We start from the raw sequence: 18,675 nt of genomic DNA, 5'->3' as shown, positions 1-18,675 counted from the left end.
GTTATTCTGAAATAATTGCTGAACGAATGAATAAACTACTGATAATCTTCTTGGTCATGATTGTGGGAAGTCTGGTTGCCTGGCAGGGAGCCATCAATGCCCAATTGGGGAAAATGTTGTCCCATCCGCTGCAGGCTGCTTTTATCTCCTTCCTGGGGGGAACCTTGGCGCTTGCTGCGGCGCTGCTGATCATGCAAATTGGTTTTCCATCTTTCCATGCAGTGAAGGGCATCCCACCATATTTGCTGATTGGCGGCTTGCTCGGAGCCATATTCGTAACCAGTGTCATTTTATTTGTACCCAAAATTGGTGTGGCCAATGTACTGATTGCAGCGGTGGCGGGCCAACTCATTTTGTCGCTCATTATTGATAATTATGGTTTACTGGGCGTCCCGAAACAACCAATTGCAGCCAGCCGCATTGCCGGAACGCTGTTGGTGATTGCCGGCCTGTATTTAGTGAATAAAAAGTAAGCAGTAATTTTATTCTGCCGGAATCACTCTTCTTTCGATGTTCAGCGGAAGCCGTGAAAGCACTTCGTAGTTAAGGGCATTGCTGATATCGCTAAAGGCGGATACGTTGATTTCGGCATCGCCCTGCCGGCCAATGATAACCACCTGATCGCCGATTTTGGCTTCGGGAATGGCCGATATGTCGACAACAACCATGTTCATGTTCACCACGCCAATCACATTGCAGCTACGGCCACGGATGAGTACCCGTCCTTTATTGCTCAGCGAACGGCTATAGCCTGTGGCATATCCTACCGGGACAAGTGCTGTAAGCGTATCCTGCTGCGCGAGAAAATGGTTCCCATAACCAACGAATTCGCCTGTTTTAATAAGTTTGATGGACATCACTTTGCTTTCCCATCCTAAAATCCGGTGTAACGGATCAGTATGGTTTTTCTTGTGGTTAATGAAATGGATAAATGTTTCTGCGCTCGACCAAAAGCCATATTGCATAATACCAATGCGTACCAAATCGAGTCGTGCTGCCGGATAAACAAAGGCAGCGGCTGAGTTGGCTACATGGCGGTAACGAGGCGTAATATCATTCTTTTCGAGGATAGCACTCATCTGCCGGTAGCGTTTCATTTGCTTTTGGATGCGAACATGGTTGGAGACACTTTCCGCACCTGCGAGATGTGTACAGAAACCCCGTACCTGAAAATGCTCCGGTTGCATTTTAATGACATCGATGGCTTCAATCAGCTCACTCATATTCAATCCGGTCCGATTCATGCCGGTCTCCACTTCCAGATGGATTTTGGCGGGTTTGCCTAAGTTGCGCGCTTCTTCAAGTGCTACTTCCAACCGTCCCAGGTTGAAAACAAAGAACTCAAAATTTTTGTCGATGGCTTCGCGTAAGTGCTCTTTGGAGATGTACCCCATAATAACCACCGTACTTTTCTTTGTCAGGCTACTGCAGACCCGTTGTGCTTCGTCGAAATTAAAGACAGAAAAATGATTGATGCCGGCTTTTTCAAGCATGGGAACCATTTGCTCAATGCCATGACCATAAGCATTGGCCTTTACTACTGAGGATATTTTGACATGTTTTCCCAGCTTCTTTTTCAAAAACTGGATATTGTTGATGAGCGCACTTTCTTTTAGCGTAATGACAGAGGTTTCCTGCATGAAATGATTGTTTTTAGGTTAGCAACATTTTGTAGAGTGCTTGAAAAATATTCATCCCGGCACCGAGGATGTCATCCGGAAAATTGAATTCGGGATTGTGCAACTGAGGTTGGTCGGTACCGGAGCCCAATCCGAAGAAGCCACCTTTGTATTTTTGTGTATAATAAGAGAAGTCTTCTGACCATTTAAATGGTTGTTCCCTGTACCCGAAAGCTAGTCCCGTTTTCCGGACAGCGTCCTCCAGCATGTCAACACATTGGTCATCATTTTCCAGCGCCGGGAAATCTTCGACATAGGAGATGACATGTTGCAGTCGTTCGCTTTCAGCGGCTTTTTCAACTACCTGCTCGGCAAGGCGCGTCATTTTTTGCATGTCGTTGTTCTCGTAGGCACGAAGGGTAACCATCACTTCAGCGTCGCCCGGTGTGGTACCAAAAGTAACTTCGCCCATGCGGATGTGCACAATGGTAAGGAGGGCCAGGTCGTTGAATGCTGATTTATTTTCGGCAACTTCCGATAGTCCGTGGATGATTTGTTCGATAGCTCTCACCGGACTGATACCATTTTCCGGCTCAGCCGCATGGGATGTTTTTCCCGTTAACCGGATGATCATTCCTTTGGATGCTGCCGAAAAAGTGCCTTTGCGCAAAACAATTTCTCCCTTCGGGATGCCCGGAATGTTGTGTAATCCGAAGATAAAATCAGGAGCTATATCGGTGAAAGCCGCTGATTCAACTACATCACGGGCGCCTTGTTCCACTTCCTCGGCCGGTTGAAAGAGCAACACAACTCTTCCTTTTTCCGGACGATTTTCGGCAATGAAGGGTGCGAGGCCAGCTACCATCGACATATGTCCGTCGTGTCCGCAGGCGTGTGATACTCCGGAGTTTTGAGAGGAGTAAGGTACATCGGTGTGTTCCAGAATGGGCAATGCATCGAGCTCGGCGCGAAACATCACGGTGGGACCGGGATTCTTTCCTTCGAAAACGAAGGCTTTTCCGGTGTGGCTGATATCGATGGTTTTATCGGGATGGTATCGCTGCACGAATTCGCTGATCCGGGCTGAGGTTTGCTTTTCCCTGTTCGATATTTCGGGATGTTGGTGCAAATTATGTCTTAGTTCGATGATATCCTGAATGGTTGACATAAGCCCTTATTTTTAATATGAGAACGAAAATTAAATAATTTAAGTGTTAAATAAGACTAATCTTTTGTAAAGGTTTCTTTTTCTTTTCTTCCCGGGAGGAAAAAGCGAAACTCCGGTTAACTGACAGGCAGCTATTACCGGAGTAATTTGGTATGGCAAAGTTTTTGAAATGGCGGTGTGCAGATTATTTCTTCAGTAGTCCTTCATTGATAATTTGCTCCGCATGATCTTCGATGGTCTGTTTCAATGGAATGTATTGAATCCCGAGATGGTTGATACTTGGGGAATTGTCAAATTTTATCGGATATCCGAGATTTCTTTTCAGGAATTTCCATTTGAATCCCATCATCGGGCCAACGATATATAATAACGGGCGGGGAACCACTTTGGTCGGAATAGGGTAATTTCCGTTGTATTTTTCGCGGAGAATCTGTGCCACTTCCAATGCGGTCTTTGACTCGGAAACGGCAATGTAACGTCCTTTGGCGCTTGGAGTCATTCCAGCGGCCACATGAACTTTTGCTACATCGCGAACATCGACAAATCCGAAGGTGAAATCCGGAACACCGGTTTTGTATTTTCCGTTTAGGAAGGAAATCATAAAATCGATGCTGGTAGAATCGGTCCGCGGCGTGAGTGACGGGCCCAGCACAAATCCGGGATGAACGGTTACCAACTCCCATTGGTCTTGTTCTCTTTCCATCTTCCAGGCCTCTTTTTCGGCCACGGTTTTGGAATAAGAATAGGGTTGATGCGAAAGCGAGCTGGTTTCATTCCAGTCCCTGTCGGTGAACGTTCCGTTGGGCGTATTTTGCGATTCGATAGCGTCGCCGTATATCGTGGCCACACTGGCAGTGAGAACAATGCGCTTCAATGAAGGTGTGATATTGGCAGATAGCAGTACATTTCGGGTTCCCTGAAGTGCCGGATCGACCAGCTCCTTTTGCGCACTTTTAAATCCCGCTATCTTGAAAGGAGAAGCGGTATGGAACAGCAACTCGCAACCTTTCATGGCTTCCAGAAAGGTTCCTTCCTTCATCAGGTCAGCCTCGAAAACTTCCAGTTTTCCTTTGGATTCTTTGGCGATATCCAGCAGGTGCTCATATTTGGCGGTATTCGATTTATTTCGAACGGTTGTTCTTACATTGTAGCCTGCGTCGAGTAACTGCTTTACTATCCAGGATGCTACATAGCCCGAACCACCTGTGACGAGAATCGGTTTGGCGGAGTCAATTTGCACACTTGTCTTCATATCGTATTGTTTTTAAGATCGTTTTTTCGGACAGTCTGTTTCATCCAGACTGAATCTTTCCTCTTTAACAGAGGATGCGTGACCGATGTTCGGATGAATTCCGGAGGTGTTAACTGTCCGGTGGTTTTTGATGCTTTCGTTCTTGTTCCCCAAACCGGTCGTATATGTGTCCGATAATTTCGTTGGCGCTGGTTTCGATGGGTTTGTTAGTCACATTGATAACCGTAAATCCACCACGTTCGAAAATCATTCTGGCGTATTGCAACTCATCAGAAACAATGCGTTTGTCGGTATAGCTTGGATTGTCGCCATAACCCAGTTGCGAAAGTCGTTTATGTCGTTGGGCGATTAGATAGCTGATGTTAATGGAGAGACCGAAAACCCGTCGTGGGTCGATATTGAACAGTTCTTCCGGAGGTTCTATGCCTTTTACCAGCGGCACATTAGCAACTTTCCAGCCAAACATCGATATGTACACCGAAAGTGGCGTTTTACCACTCCGGGAGACTCCGGTTAGTATAATTTCCGCGTCTTTTAGCCGTCTGGGATTAAGTCCGTCATCCTGGTTCAAAGCATATTCAATGGCCTCAATACGGTCGTAATATTGCGCATTGATACGTCTGTAAAGGCCAGGTACATTCACACTTATCAAACCAATTTTGTTCTCAAGATAATTGGCTAGTGGTCCCATGAAATCGATCTCCTCGACACCTTCTTCCCGGCAGGCTTTAAGCAATTCATGCCGCAGGTCGGAGTTGACCATGGTGTGGGTTATTAATGCATTGGCCTTTTTGGCCCGCAAAACCACCTCTTTGATTTTTTCATTGCTTTGGACATTGGGAATAATGACAACCGGAATTTTGTTATCAGGATACTGTATCAGGAGGGACTGAACCATGGTATGGCCAGCCACTCCGCGACCTCCGGAAACTACAAAAAGTTTATCGGCCGGTTTTTTTTCAACTTTTTCCATAGCTTTTGTGCTGATGAATAAATCGATTCATTCCAGTAATTCCTGCTTTTTCGCGAAAGCACCGGATGAGCATTCCTATAAATTACAAATAATTCCATGATTTACAGACGAAGGTGGTCACCGTAAATCATGGAATTAAACTCAGCGTTGAAAAAAGAAATGAAACCCGCCTGTGCGGAATAACCTATTGTTTCACCTCTGCACTGTTTTCATCAGAACCTTTCAGATAGGTATCGAGGAAAGTCAGGATTTTTCCATAACCTGTAATTTCATTTTCCTTTTTCCTGAAACCATGACCCTCATCGGGGAAGACGACATATTCAACCGGAACGTTGTTCTGCTTCATCGCGTTGACAATTTCATCCGATTCGACCTGCAGCACACGCGGGTCGTTTTTTCCCTGTAACACCATCACCGGATTTTTAATCTGATCGGCATGGAAAAGTGGCGAAATATTGTAAAGACGAACCGAGTCCGCAGTGAAAGGATCGCCCATTTCGGCATAGAGCGCTTTCCGGAATGATTCCCAGTAAGGCGGAATGGACTTCAGGGTGCGCAACCAGTTGGTAACGCCAAACAAATCGACGCCAACTTTGAATTCATCCGGATGGAAGGTCATGGCTGCCATCGTCATGTAACCGCCATAGGAACCGCCGATGATTCCAATTTTTTCAGGATCGATAAAATCGAGCCTTTGCAGGTATTTCTTCCCGTAGATGCAGTCCATCAAATCCTTATCTCCGTGATTCTGGTCATCCATCTTGTAGAAGGTTTTTCCATAGCCACTGCTGCCCCGGTTATTTACCGCAAGGATCGCGTAATCGTGGTTCACCAGGTATTGAATCAGTGCGAAGTAACCGGTTCGGGACTGACCTCCCGGGCCACCGTGTACCCAAATCAACGCAGGCACTTTGTTGTCGGCAGATGCATTGACGGGCTTGTAGAAGATAGCCGGTATCTTCAAGCTATCGAAAGAGTTGAACCGTACCACTTCAGCTGAAACCAAATCATCCGGGTTGATGTCCGGGTTCAGCGAGTTGGTCAGTTTTTTCAGATCCTTTGTCTCGAAATTATAGACATAAATGTTGGTGGGAGCCTTGGACGTTCCAACCGAAAGACGCATCATATCTTCGTTATCCGAAATCGATACACCGAGAATATTTCCATCAGGAATATCCGGAAAGGCAACTTCCTGTCCAGTAGCGTTATCCAATACAATGATTTTATTTCGTGCATCTTCATTCACACCGATTACCCGGTATTTTTCATTTTCCGAATTGTAACTAAAGACAACATCCCAGTTGGTTTGATAAACCGGTTCACGACTGCCGTCAGCGAGATTATATTTCACCAGGTACATGAACTCCGAATCAGCATCGGTACGATAGAAGAAGGAGCTTCCATCTTTGCTAAAGCCTGATGCAGCATAGATACCGGGGAAATCGGGCTGGGAAATCTCCGTGCGTTGTCCGTTTTTCAGACCTACGAGGAAAAGTTTGGTTTCACTGGTCGTGATATTTTGGGTTAGTGCCAGGTATTTCTCATCCCAGGAGATACCGTCAATCTCGAGTCCATCGTTGTTTTGATAAATCATTTCCGGCTTCCAGTCGCCGATTTTCATTTTATACAAATCGAAGAAACGCGGGTCGCGCTTATTCGACAGGTAATACATGGCTGTTTTATCTTTATTCCAGCCGGCAAAACTGGCTTTCTCCTTTTCGCCCGGCGTCAAATCCACAACGGTGCTATCGGGTGAAAGCAGATAGAGATGACTGATTTCATTTCCACCTTTATCGGCTGAATAGATGATTTGGTCGGTTCCCGGAACATAGTCAACCGGGAAAATGGACTCGACCCTGGAATCGGTTATTTGCTGTTTAGTTCCATTATCGAGGTTGATTTCGTACAAGTTGTAAATCCCCGATTCATTGCTGCATATCAGTAGTTTGGATTCATCAGCATTAAACTGTCCTCCATAAATGGATTTATTCTTGTAAAACTGATCGATGGAATACTGTTTTACCGTGCGTTGAGGTTCTGCCGGTTTTTGTTTGCAGGCAAACATAGCAAACGCTATCAGCAGAATGGAAGCGTGGAAGGCTGTTTTTTTCATGAGTCATATTTTTAAGTTGTAGGTTGTTGTATGCTTGTATTACCGCAGGCTTGTTGCTGATAAAAATGACTAGAGGTTCCCATCAGCAGCATTCACTGCGATAATCAAGGTTAAATCGGGGGCAATTATCAATCTGAACGAAAAATCATGGTTCTTCTGTCTTGTGTTCAGTGTTTTATAAATTTACATTCTTTTTGTGAAAATAAAAACAGGGGAGAGAAAGGGGTACTTCACTTTGTAGTTTGGTTAGCCGGTTACTTTATCAGGATAGCAGACATACAACAATTGGTTGCTTTGAAAAACGGGATGCTTTTGAATGCCCTTGTTCTCCATGGCTAATCGTTCGGCGACACGTCGACTCGCTTTATTTTCCGGGTACATATACGCTCTTGTTTCAGTTGCATTTCGATTCTGAAACAGGAATTGAAATAGCCTTCTGGTTGCTTCGGTGGCGTAGCCGTGGCCGGTCATTTCAGGAAACAAAGTGTAGTAGCACTCATAAATACCCGGAGTTTCTATTGGTGATGCTCCTACCAAACCAATCATTTCGTCTTTCTCTCTTAATGCAACGGCAAGCGCTAATACCGGTTCGTTGGATAAGTAACTGTTCAGGATGTAATCGAATAACCTGCGGGCACCCTTGTGGGTTTTTTGCTCTTCATTGAACATGAGATACTGCGTACACGATTGATTCGTCATAAAATTGATAAAGTGTTCCTTATCTTTCTGTTGCATTTCTCGCAAAATCAAGCGTTCGGTATGTAATACCGGGAACTTCATGCTTGCGACAGTTTATTTAATATCGTTATTTGAATCGGGTGCTCAAGTAGTTTATTTATTTCTTCCATTGCCGAACGGAACTCAGCTGAATTTACGTATTTGTCCCAGGTTTTTCGATTTTGCCAGGTTTCCACCAAAAAAAACTTTTCATTCGCATAGGTATTCTGAAAGACCTCGAAACGTGGACATTTATATTCATCCCGGGCAATTTCACAAAGTACTTCTAATAAGCTGCGCAATCGCTCAATATGGTCACTATAAGTTTCGAAAATGACCAGGATGGACACCATTTCTTCTTTCATAAAGTGCAGTTAGGTGGCGGTTGCATACAAGATAAGAATTGTTGGATAATTTATTGGTATTCTATAACTATCCGAAGTAAAAAAATGAGGGAAGCAGTGGGTTTTTACAAAAAAATGCTGCAGATTCAATCGGGAATCTGCAGCATTTTAGTGATAGTATATATGGGCACGTTTAAACATGTGGGAGGAAATTCCCTTTTTCGTCTATGAAAAGGGTCTTTTTCTGTTCTCCCTTGGTTAATCTTACTACATAATGTTTAACGTGATCTTCTCCAACGGTTATCAATTCCTTGTCTTTGGAGATATTCCAATCTTTGTACTGGCTTTTGGCAATGGCATCTTCAATGTTCATTGGCAATTCAACATTTTTTAATACCTCGCGCATTCTCACCAGGTTCCCATTCTTTCCGTAGACTGCATCGATACGGCCGCCGTGGCTGGTTTTAATGTAGACCTCGTACTGATCCGGTTTCTTTTCTTTCTTGACCAATTTCGGATTGACCACATCCCATCCGTATTTTTTAAATACGTAAGGGAATGTATGCCATTGAACCGGTTGACCATCTGACACATCTTTTTGTACCGCCTGTGTAACGGCTTGAGGAACCTGATTCTGGTCAATTACCAGCTTTTCCATTGGTACCTGTACGTTCATCTTCTGCTGTGCGAAGGCCTGCAGGGTAAAGGCCAGCACAATCATACTTGCTAACATTGACTTTTTCATGACCCTGAAATTTTGAGTTTAACATCTTTATCCTTGTAATCACTGATTGTAGTGGGCCTGTCTTTCCAGACAGGTAGCCGGTGGTTTATTTTTTCAAGCTAACCGGAAGAGAAAATTATTTCCGGAAGCTGTATCCTGTTCTGTATCTTTTTTATTCCAGACATGATTATCTTCTTTTTGGCATATCAAACAATGCATTCGGAAATGGGTTGGCCTAGTGCCCTCATATTTAGGATATTTTAGCGGATGACGGCGTGGTTTAACACTTGTTCAGGGAAAAAAGGTGAAATGCAACATTTTGCAACACTTGGCTGGAAAAGTAATGCTGTAATATGTTGATTCGTAGTGTTTCGTATGGGTAGAGGCTATAGCGTCAGCCTAAGGGAAAGCCTGGGCGAGAAAGGAACCGATTCGGTGTTAATCCGGAGGGTATTGGTGTCGTCGAGCGGCACGGTTTCGAAGGTCGAGTACTTGATGTTGTAATTATCGAACAGATTGAGGATGGAAAAGGCTATTTCACCTCTGAGTTTTGAAGTTGAAAAACGCCAGGTTGCAGAAACATCCGTTCGCTGGTAATCGGGCTCAGTATACGAATTGGGATCGGTTGAATCGGTGTAGAGTGGAAAACCACTCCCATAAACATAATTGGCTGACAGGTAAAAAGGCTTTAGATTGATAATTCCCGCCAGCTTTAATTCATGTCGTTGATCTTGCGGTGCTCGTTGGTATTCCGTCGTCAGAAATTTTTCTTCGGCTTTGCCCAACGAATAGGAAAGCCATACCGAATGTCCATGAAAATCCTTTTTCAGGAACAGATCGACTCCGTAGCTTCGCCCTTTTCCGTGTATATGTGTTTGAACTCCGGTTTCCGGATTGGTGCGGAATTGCGTTAAACCACTGATGTCTTTGTAGTATCCTTCCAGGCTGGCCAAAAAGCTTTTACCGTGAAACGACCAGCCACTCACATAATGTATTGCTTTTAATACCGGAACATCTGTTCCATCGGAGCCAAACCACAGGTATTGGTAGTTTCCAACTGCATCGATAACGGTACTTTTACTGATGAATTGGTTGTAAATGCCCCATGCTGCATTAAACTTCACTGATTGACTGATGGGAATACTGGCTGAAATTCTCGGCTGAATAAACAACTTTTGCTGATCGAACGGTAAGTCGAACCGAAAACCACCTTTAAACTGAATATTTCCTGGAAGGGCAATGTGGTCTTGAGCATAGAAGTTGAGACGTTGCAAATCAGCTTCCTGTGATGCGAAATTGATTTCTGTAGTATCGCTAACTAGTTTTACCTGCTCGGCAATCAGTCCGAAGCCTGTTTCCAGTGTGTGTTGCTTGCTGATAGCGAAACGGTTTGTGTTTTTTAAAGAGAACTGCGAAACCTGATTGTCGGTGTTGGAGTTACTCCAGCTGGCCAGCCCTCTGCCCGGGCCAAACCGGTTTTGATAATTACTGCGTACTTTATTATCCAGGTTGGAATAATCGATGGTTATGCTGGAGGCATTCCCTTTATTCCAGGTTTTTCCGTAATAAACAGCTCCGCCCAACTGGCGGTTATCCTCCTGTGTTGATTTGGAGATATCGAACTGAGCGTTTGTCCGGTTAAGTGTGTATTTGAATTGATCTTCGCCTCCCAGCAGACTGATGTAAAACAAATCGCCGTTGTCGCTGCGTGTTGAGAAACGAATATTGGCGTCGTGGAAAGTGTAGTCGGGGCGGATATTTACATTGATGGAGTTTTGTCCTTGTCCGCCGCCGGGCCCCATTCCCTGGCCACCGGTTGTTGTCGTTGTGGTTCCGGTATATTCAACGTCATCGGGATTGTAGAGATTGTAATAGGTCTGCCGGAAGGCCAACAGAATGGATGACTTTTTCGACAGAGGAACTTCCAGCATGCCGTTAGCCGTGACATTGTTCAGTGCCAGGTTGAGTCCGGGCTTGTATGTGGAACCATTTTTTCCGGCAATATTGACAATGCCGCCAACCCGTTCTCCGTAACGGGCATCATAACCGCCTTTCAGCACCTGAACATCTTTTACGACCAAGGGATTGACTGCACTAATGTTGTCGTTAAAGTTTTTCAGTCCCCATAGTGTAAATCCATCGAAAAGCACCTGACTGTGTCCTTCGTAACTTCCCCAGATAATCAATCCGTTGGATTGCTCACCGGCAGCCAGAACACCGGGTTGCAATCGTAGAAGGTTAAACACCGAGTTGTCGTCGTTTCCCGGAAGGAACTGCACTATCTGGTGATTCAGACGCATCACTCCCGGAGCATCTCCGATTTGTGTTGCTTTTTCGACGACTTTGTTGGCAACTACGATCTCTTTTAATCCAATACTGGATGGTGTGAGGATGAACCGGTAATTGTTGCCGGGGCCACAAATCGTGTCGAGAATGTAGTGCCCTAGATGTGAAATTCGGATGCGGAAAATGCTGTCTCCGGAGGAGATGTAGCGGAAACTTCCTTTTAAGTCAGTAGCCAACCCGTGATCGTTTATCAAAACATTGGAGTAGGGAAGTGGCTCGTGAGTAATGGCTTCCAAAACTTGTCCCGAAAGGGAAAATGCTTTCGGCGTTTCCGGCTTTTTTTCTTCCGGAAGGATAAGAAATACATTGCCCCTTTTTCGGTAGCTGAAAGGAATACTATTCAGTAGTGCGTCGAAGAGATCTTCCGGAGTGTCGAACGAACCGGAAACAGAAACCTGGTATTGAGCCAGGGCGTTGTCATTAAAAGAGAGATGAAAGTTGTATTTATCGCGTAAGCCGATTAGAACGTGGTTCAATGCCATATCCTGTGCATTGACTTCGTATTTCTGAGCGAAGGCTGAGGTTCCAAAAGCAAGAAGAATGAAAATGACGACAACGATTTTTCGCTTCACGGTTTAGTGGCTTTGTTCGATCTGGTATACGTTTTTTGACTGTTTTACAAAGGTAAGACCAAATGGTTCACAAACATACTGCAGCACTTCGATAACAGGCATATTTCGTGTGAAATTTCCGGTGTAGGTATAATCTATATTTCCTTTTGCCTTGATTTGAACGTTGTATTGCCGTTCAATTTCCTGGAATACCAGGTTGATTGGCGTTCCGGTAAAGATGAACATATCGTGCATCCAGGCATTGGATTGTTTCACATCGTAGTGGGGCACGACCTTTAGGTTTCCGTTCTTTTCCAGGTACGCGTGTTCGTCAGGACGAAGGATAATATTCTCGCGTGTAACGATGGATTCAACCCGTACTTTACCTGTAAAACAGGTTACTTTGTAATCATCGCCACGGGCGTAGATGTTGAAGCTGGTACCCAAAACAGTTACCTCACCGTATTTTGAAATTACATCAAACTGTTTTCCTTTTTGCACCTGGAAAAATCCTTCACCGTCTAGTTTTACAGAACGGGCTACTTTCCACCAGTAGGGATGATAGGTGAGGGTGGAACCGGCATTCAGATTGACCGTTGAACTGTCGGGAAGAAGGGCCACTATGTGTTGACCTGCCGGAGCAATAACCTTGTTTGTATAGAACCTGAGAAAGCTGGTTGTTGCCAATAGAACAATGATGACAGCGGCTGCAGCCATCCGGTAGGGATGCAACCTTCGAACGGGTGTTGACTGGCCCGTTCGGTCGGTCATTTTCTGCGAAAGCGCATTCCAGACATCTTCCTTCGACCTCGAGTAGGGATACCCGATCTCAGGATACTGGTCCAGTGGCTCTTCGTGGATACGGTTGTCGTTATATGGTAAGTTCTTCTTCATTTAATTCTCCATCGCCTTTTTCAGGAATGCCAGGGCATTCTTCATTCTTTTCTCAACTGCTTTAACACTCAAACCTAAATTAGCGGCTATTTCGTGGTATTTGAATTCATCCATCCGGCTCATCAGAAAAACAGTTCGTTGTTTTTCCGGCATTTGCCGAAGTGCGGTTTCATAACGTTTTTCCAGTTCTTTGTATTGGAGGTGGTCCTCCGGACTATCTTCGTGGTTATGCGGATGTTGATTCTGCTTCACCGAAAAATCCATGGCCAGTTTTTGTCGCCGGTAGGAACTGACAAACAGATCGCTGGCCATTTTGTACAGCAACCCTTTTAGGTTGTCGGACTTTACCAATGATTTCTTTTCCCATAACCGCATGAACGTATCTTGTGCAATATCGGTGGCCAGTTCGGGGTCGCCTGAACGATAGTACACATAATTGCGAATGGCATCAAAATGAGCGTCGAATAATTCTTTAAATTCTTCTTGCGTCAAAGGAACCTTATTTAGTATAAGCGAATTTACAAAACGCTTTTCAATTGTTGCTCTTTAAAGCTCCCGGTGTTACCACCGGGAGCATGAAAAATGAACTCTGCTGTCCGCCTGAACTCCAACATGGCGGTTTTCTTTCTGTACGATGGACTTTGCTTTAGCTGTTTATCTTTTGTGACAGACAGAATTCTCTGATGGTCATTTCTGTCGTTCCATCGCTAGTCGTTACTGTTACTACATTGTCACAGGTACCATCTCCGTAATCCACTACCGCGAATACTTCACTGTTTTGCGAGTAGGTAATCTCACCTTCCGTGATGAAGCGGCAATCTCCTGTTTTTATCAGCGGACTGGTGATGACATAGCTGTATTCGTTTCCATCCGAATCGATAATCTGAACTGAACCGGTTATTTCAATCACATCGTCGGTCGGGTCGAGTTCTGTATCCAATCCGGCTACCCAGGTGCGGGTTTTGTCAGAGATGCGTTGAATGGTGCTTCCATCGGGCATGGTAAACGTTAGGTCGCTGGTGCAACTGAATGCCTGCTCTGTGACACCGTCGCCTGTGTAAACACGGGTAAGGGTACCATCAATACCGATGGAATCGACGCTGAAGTTTTCGAACGCAACGGTTCGGGTACTGCCGTCGGTAAACATGGGAGCCGAAATGGTAATGGTGATGGTTCCGCTTAGTACACGCCCATTAGCCAGTACCGTACTGTCGCCGTAATCGATGACAATGGTTTTTGGGAATACCGAATCTCCCATGGCAATATTAACACGCGGACAAACGCCGTTGCGATAGCGTTTATGGAAACCATAGTAATATCCAAAGCCTTGGCCTTCGGTCAAATCGGCACTTTTGAGTGTGCTGGTATAGTCGTCAATTGCAGACTCAGCTGTAGAAATGAAATCCACTTCATAATTTACTTCCTCGGAAACTGCTTCTACTGTACTTTGATCGCTGATAATGGCGGAAACTGATTTGGTCAGTTGAGCATCAGTGATTTCGGGTGTGGATTCGAGGTCAGCCGATTTTTCACTACAACTGAAAAGTGCAGTGCCGGCTATTACAACCATTGCTAATACAAGATTTCTCATGTCATTGATGTTTTTGGTTAATTATTGATTTTTAACCTTACACCGAATGATGGATGAGTTACCCTACCAACTTTTTAAAAAATATTCAGTTAACCTCAAAAATAAATTCTTTTCATGCATTCACAATGACCGATTCGGGATGAAAAATAAGCGTAGCATAGGCACCTTTCGACTCGTTATTTCCGATTTGCAGTTGTCCGTTATGCGATTCCATGATCAATTGAGTCAGATGCAGACCGAGACCGAAATTTGCATCGTGTCGTTGATATGCTGAAAAAGGCTTGAATGGATAATGAATGATTTTTTCCGGGAAACCGGCACCTTCATCGTGGATAGTTACCTGTAGAACTTGATTTTTTTGACTGATATCGATGGATATGGTCCCGTTAGCCGGAGAATGTGAAATGGCATTTTCCAACAAGTTGTTCAGTGCCTTGCTGATGAATTTCCGATCGATGGTTAGCATGGTTTCCAATCCTGATTCTTGGTGCAGAATTACCTTCAGGTTTTGGCTTCTGATTTTATCGGACAGTTCGGTCAGGGCCAGTTCAACAACTTCATACAAATCCGATTCTTCGTGGTTTAATGCCAGTTTTCCGCGGGAGCGAAGAAGGGAAACATCCAAAGCCATGAAAGAGAAACGTTCGAGCCGTTGGACTGATAAATCCAGGATTTCTACCAGTTCCTTCGATTCACCGCCCATCTGAATACTTTTAAGCAAAGAAAGCGACCCCAAAACTCCATTGAGCGGCGTTCTGATTTCGTGACTGAGGAGCTGAATGAATTCCGATTTGGCTTTATCGAGCCGGTGCAATTCATCGTTCGCTTTCATCAGCTGCTGATTGAGTCTTTCCAGTTCTTCGGTGCGGCTTTTAACTTCATCCTCCAGCCAGTGGTTTACCTGTTTCAGCTTTTTGCGACTAATGCTCAGTTCCACCTGTGTCTCTACTCTTGCCAGTAATTCATCGAAGGCAAATGGCTTGCTGATGTAATCGATGCCGCCACTCTGAAAACCTTTCTTAATGCTGTCCATATCGGTTTTAGCCGTTAAAAATATCACCGGTGTTTCCGTATTTTTGCGCAGCTCTTTTATTTGACGACAAACAGAAAAACCATCCATATCCGGCATCATTACGTCCAGCAGAATCAGGTCGAAAGTTTCTAACGAACACCACTCGAGGGCTTCTTCGCCATTCATGGCATATTCCGGCTGATAGCCCTGTTCGGTCAGCAGCTTAGCTAAAATCTGAATGTTGCGCGGATTATCGTCAACGATTAAAATTCGGGCTTGATGGTTATTCATGGCTTTTCTGTTTTTAGCTTTTCAATAATTTCCGGAAATGCGCGAAACAATGCTTCTTCTTTTTCAATATTGAATGATTGAAATGCCTGCTCCAGTTCCTGCACATAATTTGTTATTTCCGAATGGTTGATGGTTTCTGCGACAGCAGAAACTTCGTCGATAAATTCTTTCATTGTTTTTCGTGGCCTGATTTTTTGCAGGCTCTTCCATGTTTGGATCAATTCTTTTCCTTCTCCTTCTCTGCCGGAAAGAAATATTGGTAATTCATTTTCAGCTAATTTCGGAGTAAGAACATGTGCAGAAGTCTTTGGTAAACAGTTTGCTACGATTTGAAGAAACTTTTTGCGTTCCACCGGTTTTTTTATCAATGCATTGAACAGCATTGGATATTGTTTTTTTTCCTGAGCTGTTAGTTCCGAAGCTGTATAGGCAATAAGTGGAATATTCTGCCACTGTGAATTGTTTTTTATGCTGCTGGCTGTCTCAAATCCATTCATTTTAGGCATTCTCAAATCAATGATGATGAGATGCGGTTTCAGTTGCTTCAGCATTTCCAATGCATGTTTTCCATTTTCAGCTTCTGATATTTTTACCTGGCTGCGGCCAAAGAATCCACGGGTTACCTTTCTGTTTGCCTGGTTATCGTCAACGACTAATATGGTGGTGTCAGGCGGTATTTGACCATCCATAGCCAGCTGATTCCTTGGTTCTATCTCATCTTCTTCATTGAAAATGGTGACATCGGGTAGCTTTACAAAGAAGGAGCTTCCCTTTTGGGGGCTGCTTTGTAGCCTGATTTCGCCTTCCATTAGTTTAACTAATCGATGGGTGATAGCAAGACCTAAACCTGTTCCTCCGTATATTTTGCTGTCCTGGTTGTCGATCTGTTCGAAAGCTTCAAATATTTTTGTCTGAGCCTCTTTTGCAATTCCGATTCCTGTGTCTTCCACGCGAAATTGAATGGTGGCCGAATTTTCGGCTTGTTTTATGACAGACGCTTCAATTTTGATATATCCCTTGTAGGTAAATTTTAGTGCATTGCCGAGCAAATTGAGAAATATCTGACGAAGTCTCAGTTCGTCCAAAAGGAGTAACTGCGGAGTTTGTTCTGAAATTTGACTTATTAGTTTAACTCCCTTTTGCGATGCTTTTAGCTGAAATGTATCGAGGATTTCTTTTATCAGCAGCCGAATATCAACCGGTGTTTTTTTCAGTTCCATTTTACCGGCTTCAATTTTCGAGAAATCGAGGATATCATTGATCAGGTTCATCAGAATTTTTCCGCTCGATTGCATCGATGAAAGATAATCCCGGTGTACCGGTTCGGTAATGCCTTGATTGAGAATCTCGGCGTATCCCAAAATGGCATTCATGGGAGTTCTGATTTCATGCGACATGTTGGCTAAAAAAGCACTTTTGATCCGGGTGGCTTCTTCCGCTTCTTCTTTGGCCTGAATTAGTTCTTTTTGTATTTGTTTTCGTTCGGTAAAATTCAGTAAGATGCAATGTGAGCGAAGGTAATTTCCCTGGTTGTCATATTGGACACGTCCGGTGACAAGAACAGTTATCGTCTGACCATCTTTTCGTTCCAGCGTTATTTCCAAATCATTTACGTATCCTTCAAGTGCAAATTGACTGAAATGCTTTGGAAACGTATTTCTTATTTCTGTATGGAATATCTCGCCAAATGAATGACCGATGATATCATCACGCGAGTAGCCTGTTAGTTTACTCCATTCGTTGTTTACGTCTAGAAAACAACCGTTTTCGCCAAACGATTGATAAGCAATCGGTGTGTATTCGAATAAAGTTCTGAATCGGTTTTCGCTTTCGCTTAACGATTTCTCGGCCAGGTACCTTTCGGTAATGTCATCGATGCTTAGCAGATATTTTTTCTCGGTCGATGTTTGTATCGTAGTGGAGGAAACAAGAACATGCCGGGTGATGGTACCACTGCCTTCGTTTATCTGCATGGTGCCTTCGATCTTGTGCTGGCCGTTTCCTGTTTGTACGGTGCGGTTGAGTGTCTGACGTACTGCACAATGATGGCAGGCGTCCGAAGTTCCACAGATATTAGGATAGGCGTTGACGCAATGCAAAATGTCTCCTACTAGTTTACCAATAGCATCGGAATTGGGACCAAAACGACTTAGTTCTATTCCTGGTTTGTTGACCTTTTCAATCCGGGCATGTTCATCAACCAGCATCATGATGATGGGAGCTTGATCGAAAATGGTATCGAGAATATTTGTCTTTTCCCGAAGTTCCTGTTTGGTTTGTTGCTCGGGCGTAATATCGCGATAGCTGAAAACCATTCCAATCGTATGTTCTTGCTCAATGACTGGCAGATAAGTCCGTTTGAATATTCTGCCGTCCTTTAGATAAAGTGTGTCGATTTGTTTCCGCTCATCGTACTGTTGAAACTTTTTTTGGTGACTTTTTAGGACCAAAGATGAATTGATAAGTTGGCTTTCGACAAAATCGGATAGCTCTTCGGCCGAAGCACCGCTTTCGATCAGTGGTTCCATTTTCCACATCTTTGTCAACTGGCTGTTGTAGTGTATGATATCGCCTGTTGGGTTGAGTAGTAAAACGCCTTCATTGTTTGCCTCCAGCGAGGTTTGCAGCGTTCTTTGCAGGCTTTGATATGAATCGATGGTTGGTGATGTTGGTTTGCTACTTTGTTCAAATTCGACTTTCAAATCGGCCTCAATTTGCATTTTCAATGCTTTCAATTGATGAGTTTGTTCATCATGGCCTTGGGGAGAATGTTCGATGGTAAGGAAGCCGTATGAGGAACCGTCAGGCCATTGAATTTCAATGGATTCAGTGTAATTTTTTGAAGTTGTTCGCCTGGTTGTAGCTGATGTGATAGTCAAATGAACAGGTGCATCGAGATACACCGACATAAACCTGAAAAGCTTTTGCCATTCATGTTGAATACTATCGGAGATGCACGGTTTGCTGGTAATCATTGTTGTTCTCGCAAACGATTCTAACTGTTCATACTATAATCATTCAGGTTGTGGGAAAATGATTTTTTGGGGTGGTTTGTCGGGTCAGTTTATGATAAATTAACG

The 18,675-nt window shown here is 44.1% G+C and carries 15 protein-coding genes; 1 reads left to right on the top strand and 14 read right to left on the bottom strand.

Annotation, left to right across the window (positions count from 1 at the left end; genetic code table 11):
- Positions 1–26: 26 nt before the first annotated feature.
- Complete coding sequence (locus tag T426_RS0110745) at positions 27–473, top strand: DMT family transporter (RefSeq protein ID WP_025864743.1); 447 nt, start codon at positions 27–29, stop codon at positions 471–473.
- Positions 474–482: 9 nt separating this feature from the next.
- Here the strand turns inward: T426_RS0110745 and alr are convergent, their stop codons facing one another.
- The 14 genes from alr to T426_RS25100 form a co-directional block, all read right to left on the bottom strand.
- The gene (gene alr / locus T426_RS0110740; RefSeq protein WP_025864744.1) at positions 483–1,640 is read right to left on the bottom strand and encodes an alanine racemase; all 1,158 of its coding nucleotides are present in this window, start codon (positions 1,638–1,640) and stop codon (positions 483–485) included.
- A 13-nt stretch (positions 1,641–1,653) separates the two neighbouring features.
- Complete coding sequence (locus T426_RS0110735) at positions 1,654–2,787, bottom strand: amidohydrolase (RefSeq protein ID WP_025864745.1); 1,134 nt, start codon at positions 2,785–2,787, stop codon at positions 1,654–1,656.
- Between the two features lie 184 nt (positions 2,788–2,971).
- Positions 2,972–4,039 (bottom strand): SDR family oxidoreductase, encoded by a 1,068-nt coding sequence (locus T426_RS0110730; RefSeq protein ID WP_025864746.1) that lies wholly within the window; start codon positions 4,037–4,039, stop codon positions 2,972–2,974.
- A 109-nt stretch (positions 4,040–4,148) separates the two neighbouring features.
- Positions 4,149–5,012 carry a pyruvate, water dikinase regulatory protein gene (locus tag T426_RS23420; RefSeq protein ID WP_025864747.1) on the bottom strand — a complete coding sequence of 288 codons (864 nt, stop codon included), beginning with the start codon at positions 5,010–5,012 and terminating at the stop codon, positions 4,149–4,151.
- Between the two features lie 184 nt (positions 5,013–5,196).
- Positions 5,197–7,125, bottom strand: coding sequence for a S9 family peptidase (locus T426_RS0110720; RefSeq protein WP_025864748.1), 1,929 nt, complete (start codon positions 7,123–7,125; stop codon positions 5,197–5,199).
- A 246-nt stretch (positions 7,126–7,371) separates the two neighbouring features.
- Positions 7,372–7,905, bottom strand: coding sequence for a GNAT family N-acetyltransferase (locus tag T426_RS0110715; protein ID WP_025864749.1), 534 nt, complete (start codon positions 7,903–7,905; stop codon positions 7,372–7,374).
- Entirely contained in the window at positions 7,902–8,207 is a 306-nt protein-coding gene (locus T426_RS0110710) for a putative quinol monooxygenase (protein WP_025864750.1), read from the bottom strand. Before T426_RS0110710 ends, T426_RS0110715 begins: the two co-directional genes overlap by 4 nt.
- A 172-nt stretch (positions 8,208–8,379) precedes the next feature.
- A complete protein-coding gene (locus tag T426_RS0110705) occupies positions 8,380–8,931 on the bottom strand; it encodes a hypothetical protein (RefSeq protein WP_148303761.1) in 552 nt (183 codons plus the stop codon).
- A gap of 365 nt (positions 8,932–9,296) precedes the next feature.
- Positions 9,297–11,828, bottom strand: a complete 2,532-nt coding sequence (locus tag T426_RS23415) for a TonB-dependent receptor (RefSeq protein WP_027585680.1) — start codon at positions 11,826–11,828, stop codon at positions 9,297–9,299.
- A 3-nt stretch (positions 11,829–11,831) separates the two neighbouring features.
- Positions 11,832–12,701 (bottom strand): FecR family protein, encoded by an 870-nt coding sequence (locus tag T426_RS0110695; protein ID WP_025864754.1) that lies wholly within the window; start codon positions 12,699–12,701, stop codon positions 11,832–11,834.
- Entirely contained in the window at positions 12,702–13,193 is a 492-nt protein-coding gene (locus T426_RS0110690) for an RNA polymerase sigma factor (protein ID WP_025864755.1), read from the bottom strand.
- Between the two features lie 154 nt (positions 13,194–13,347).
- A complete protein-coding gene (locus T426_RS0110685; protein WP_148303762.1) occupies positions 13,348–14,292 on the bottom strand; it encodes a KH domain-containing protein in 945 nt (314 codons plus the stop codon).
- A gap of 112 nt (positions 14,293–14,404) precedes the next feature.
- The gene (locus T426_RS0110680) at positions 14,405–15,595 is read right to left on the bottom strand and encodes a hybrid sensor histidine kinase/response regulator (RefSeq protein ID WP_025864757.1); all 1,191 of its coding nucleotides are present in this window, start codon (positions 15,593–15,595) and stop codon (positions 14,405–14,407) included.
- Positions 15,592–18,570, bottom strand: coding sequence for a PAS domain S-box protein (locus T426_RS25100; protein WP_025864758.1), 2,979 nt, complete (start codon positions 18,568–18,570; stop codon positions 15,592–15,594). Before T426_RS25100 ends, T426_RS0110680 begins: the two co-directional genes overlap by 4 nt.
- Positions 18,571–18,675 lie beyond the last annotated feature (105 nt).

The sequence above is a fragment of the Prolixibacter bellariivorans ATCC BAA-1284 genome (assembly GCF_000621705.1).
GTDB lineage: Bacteria > Bacteroidota > Bacteroidia > Bacteroidales > Prolixibacteraceae > Prolixibacter > Prolixibacter bellariivorans.
Note: the sequence above shows the minus strand (reverse complement) of the source record. Positions and strands in the feature narration are given on the sequence as shown.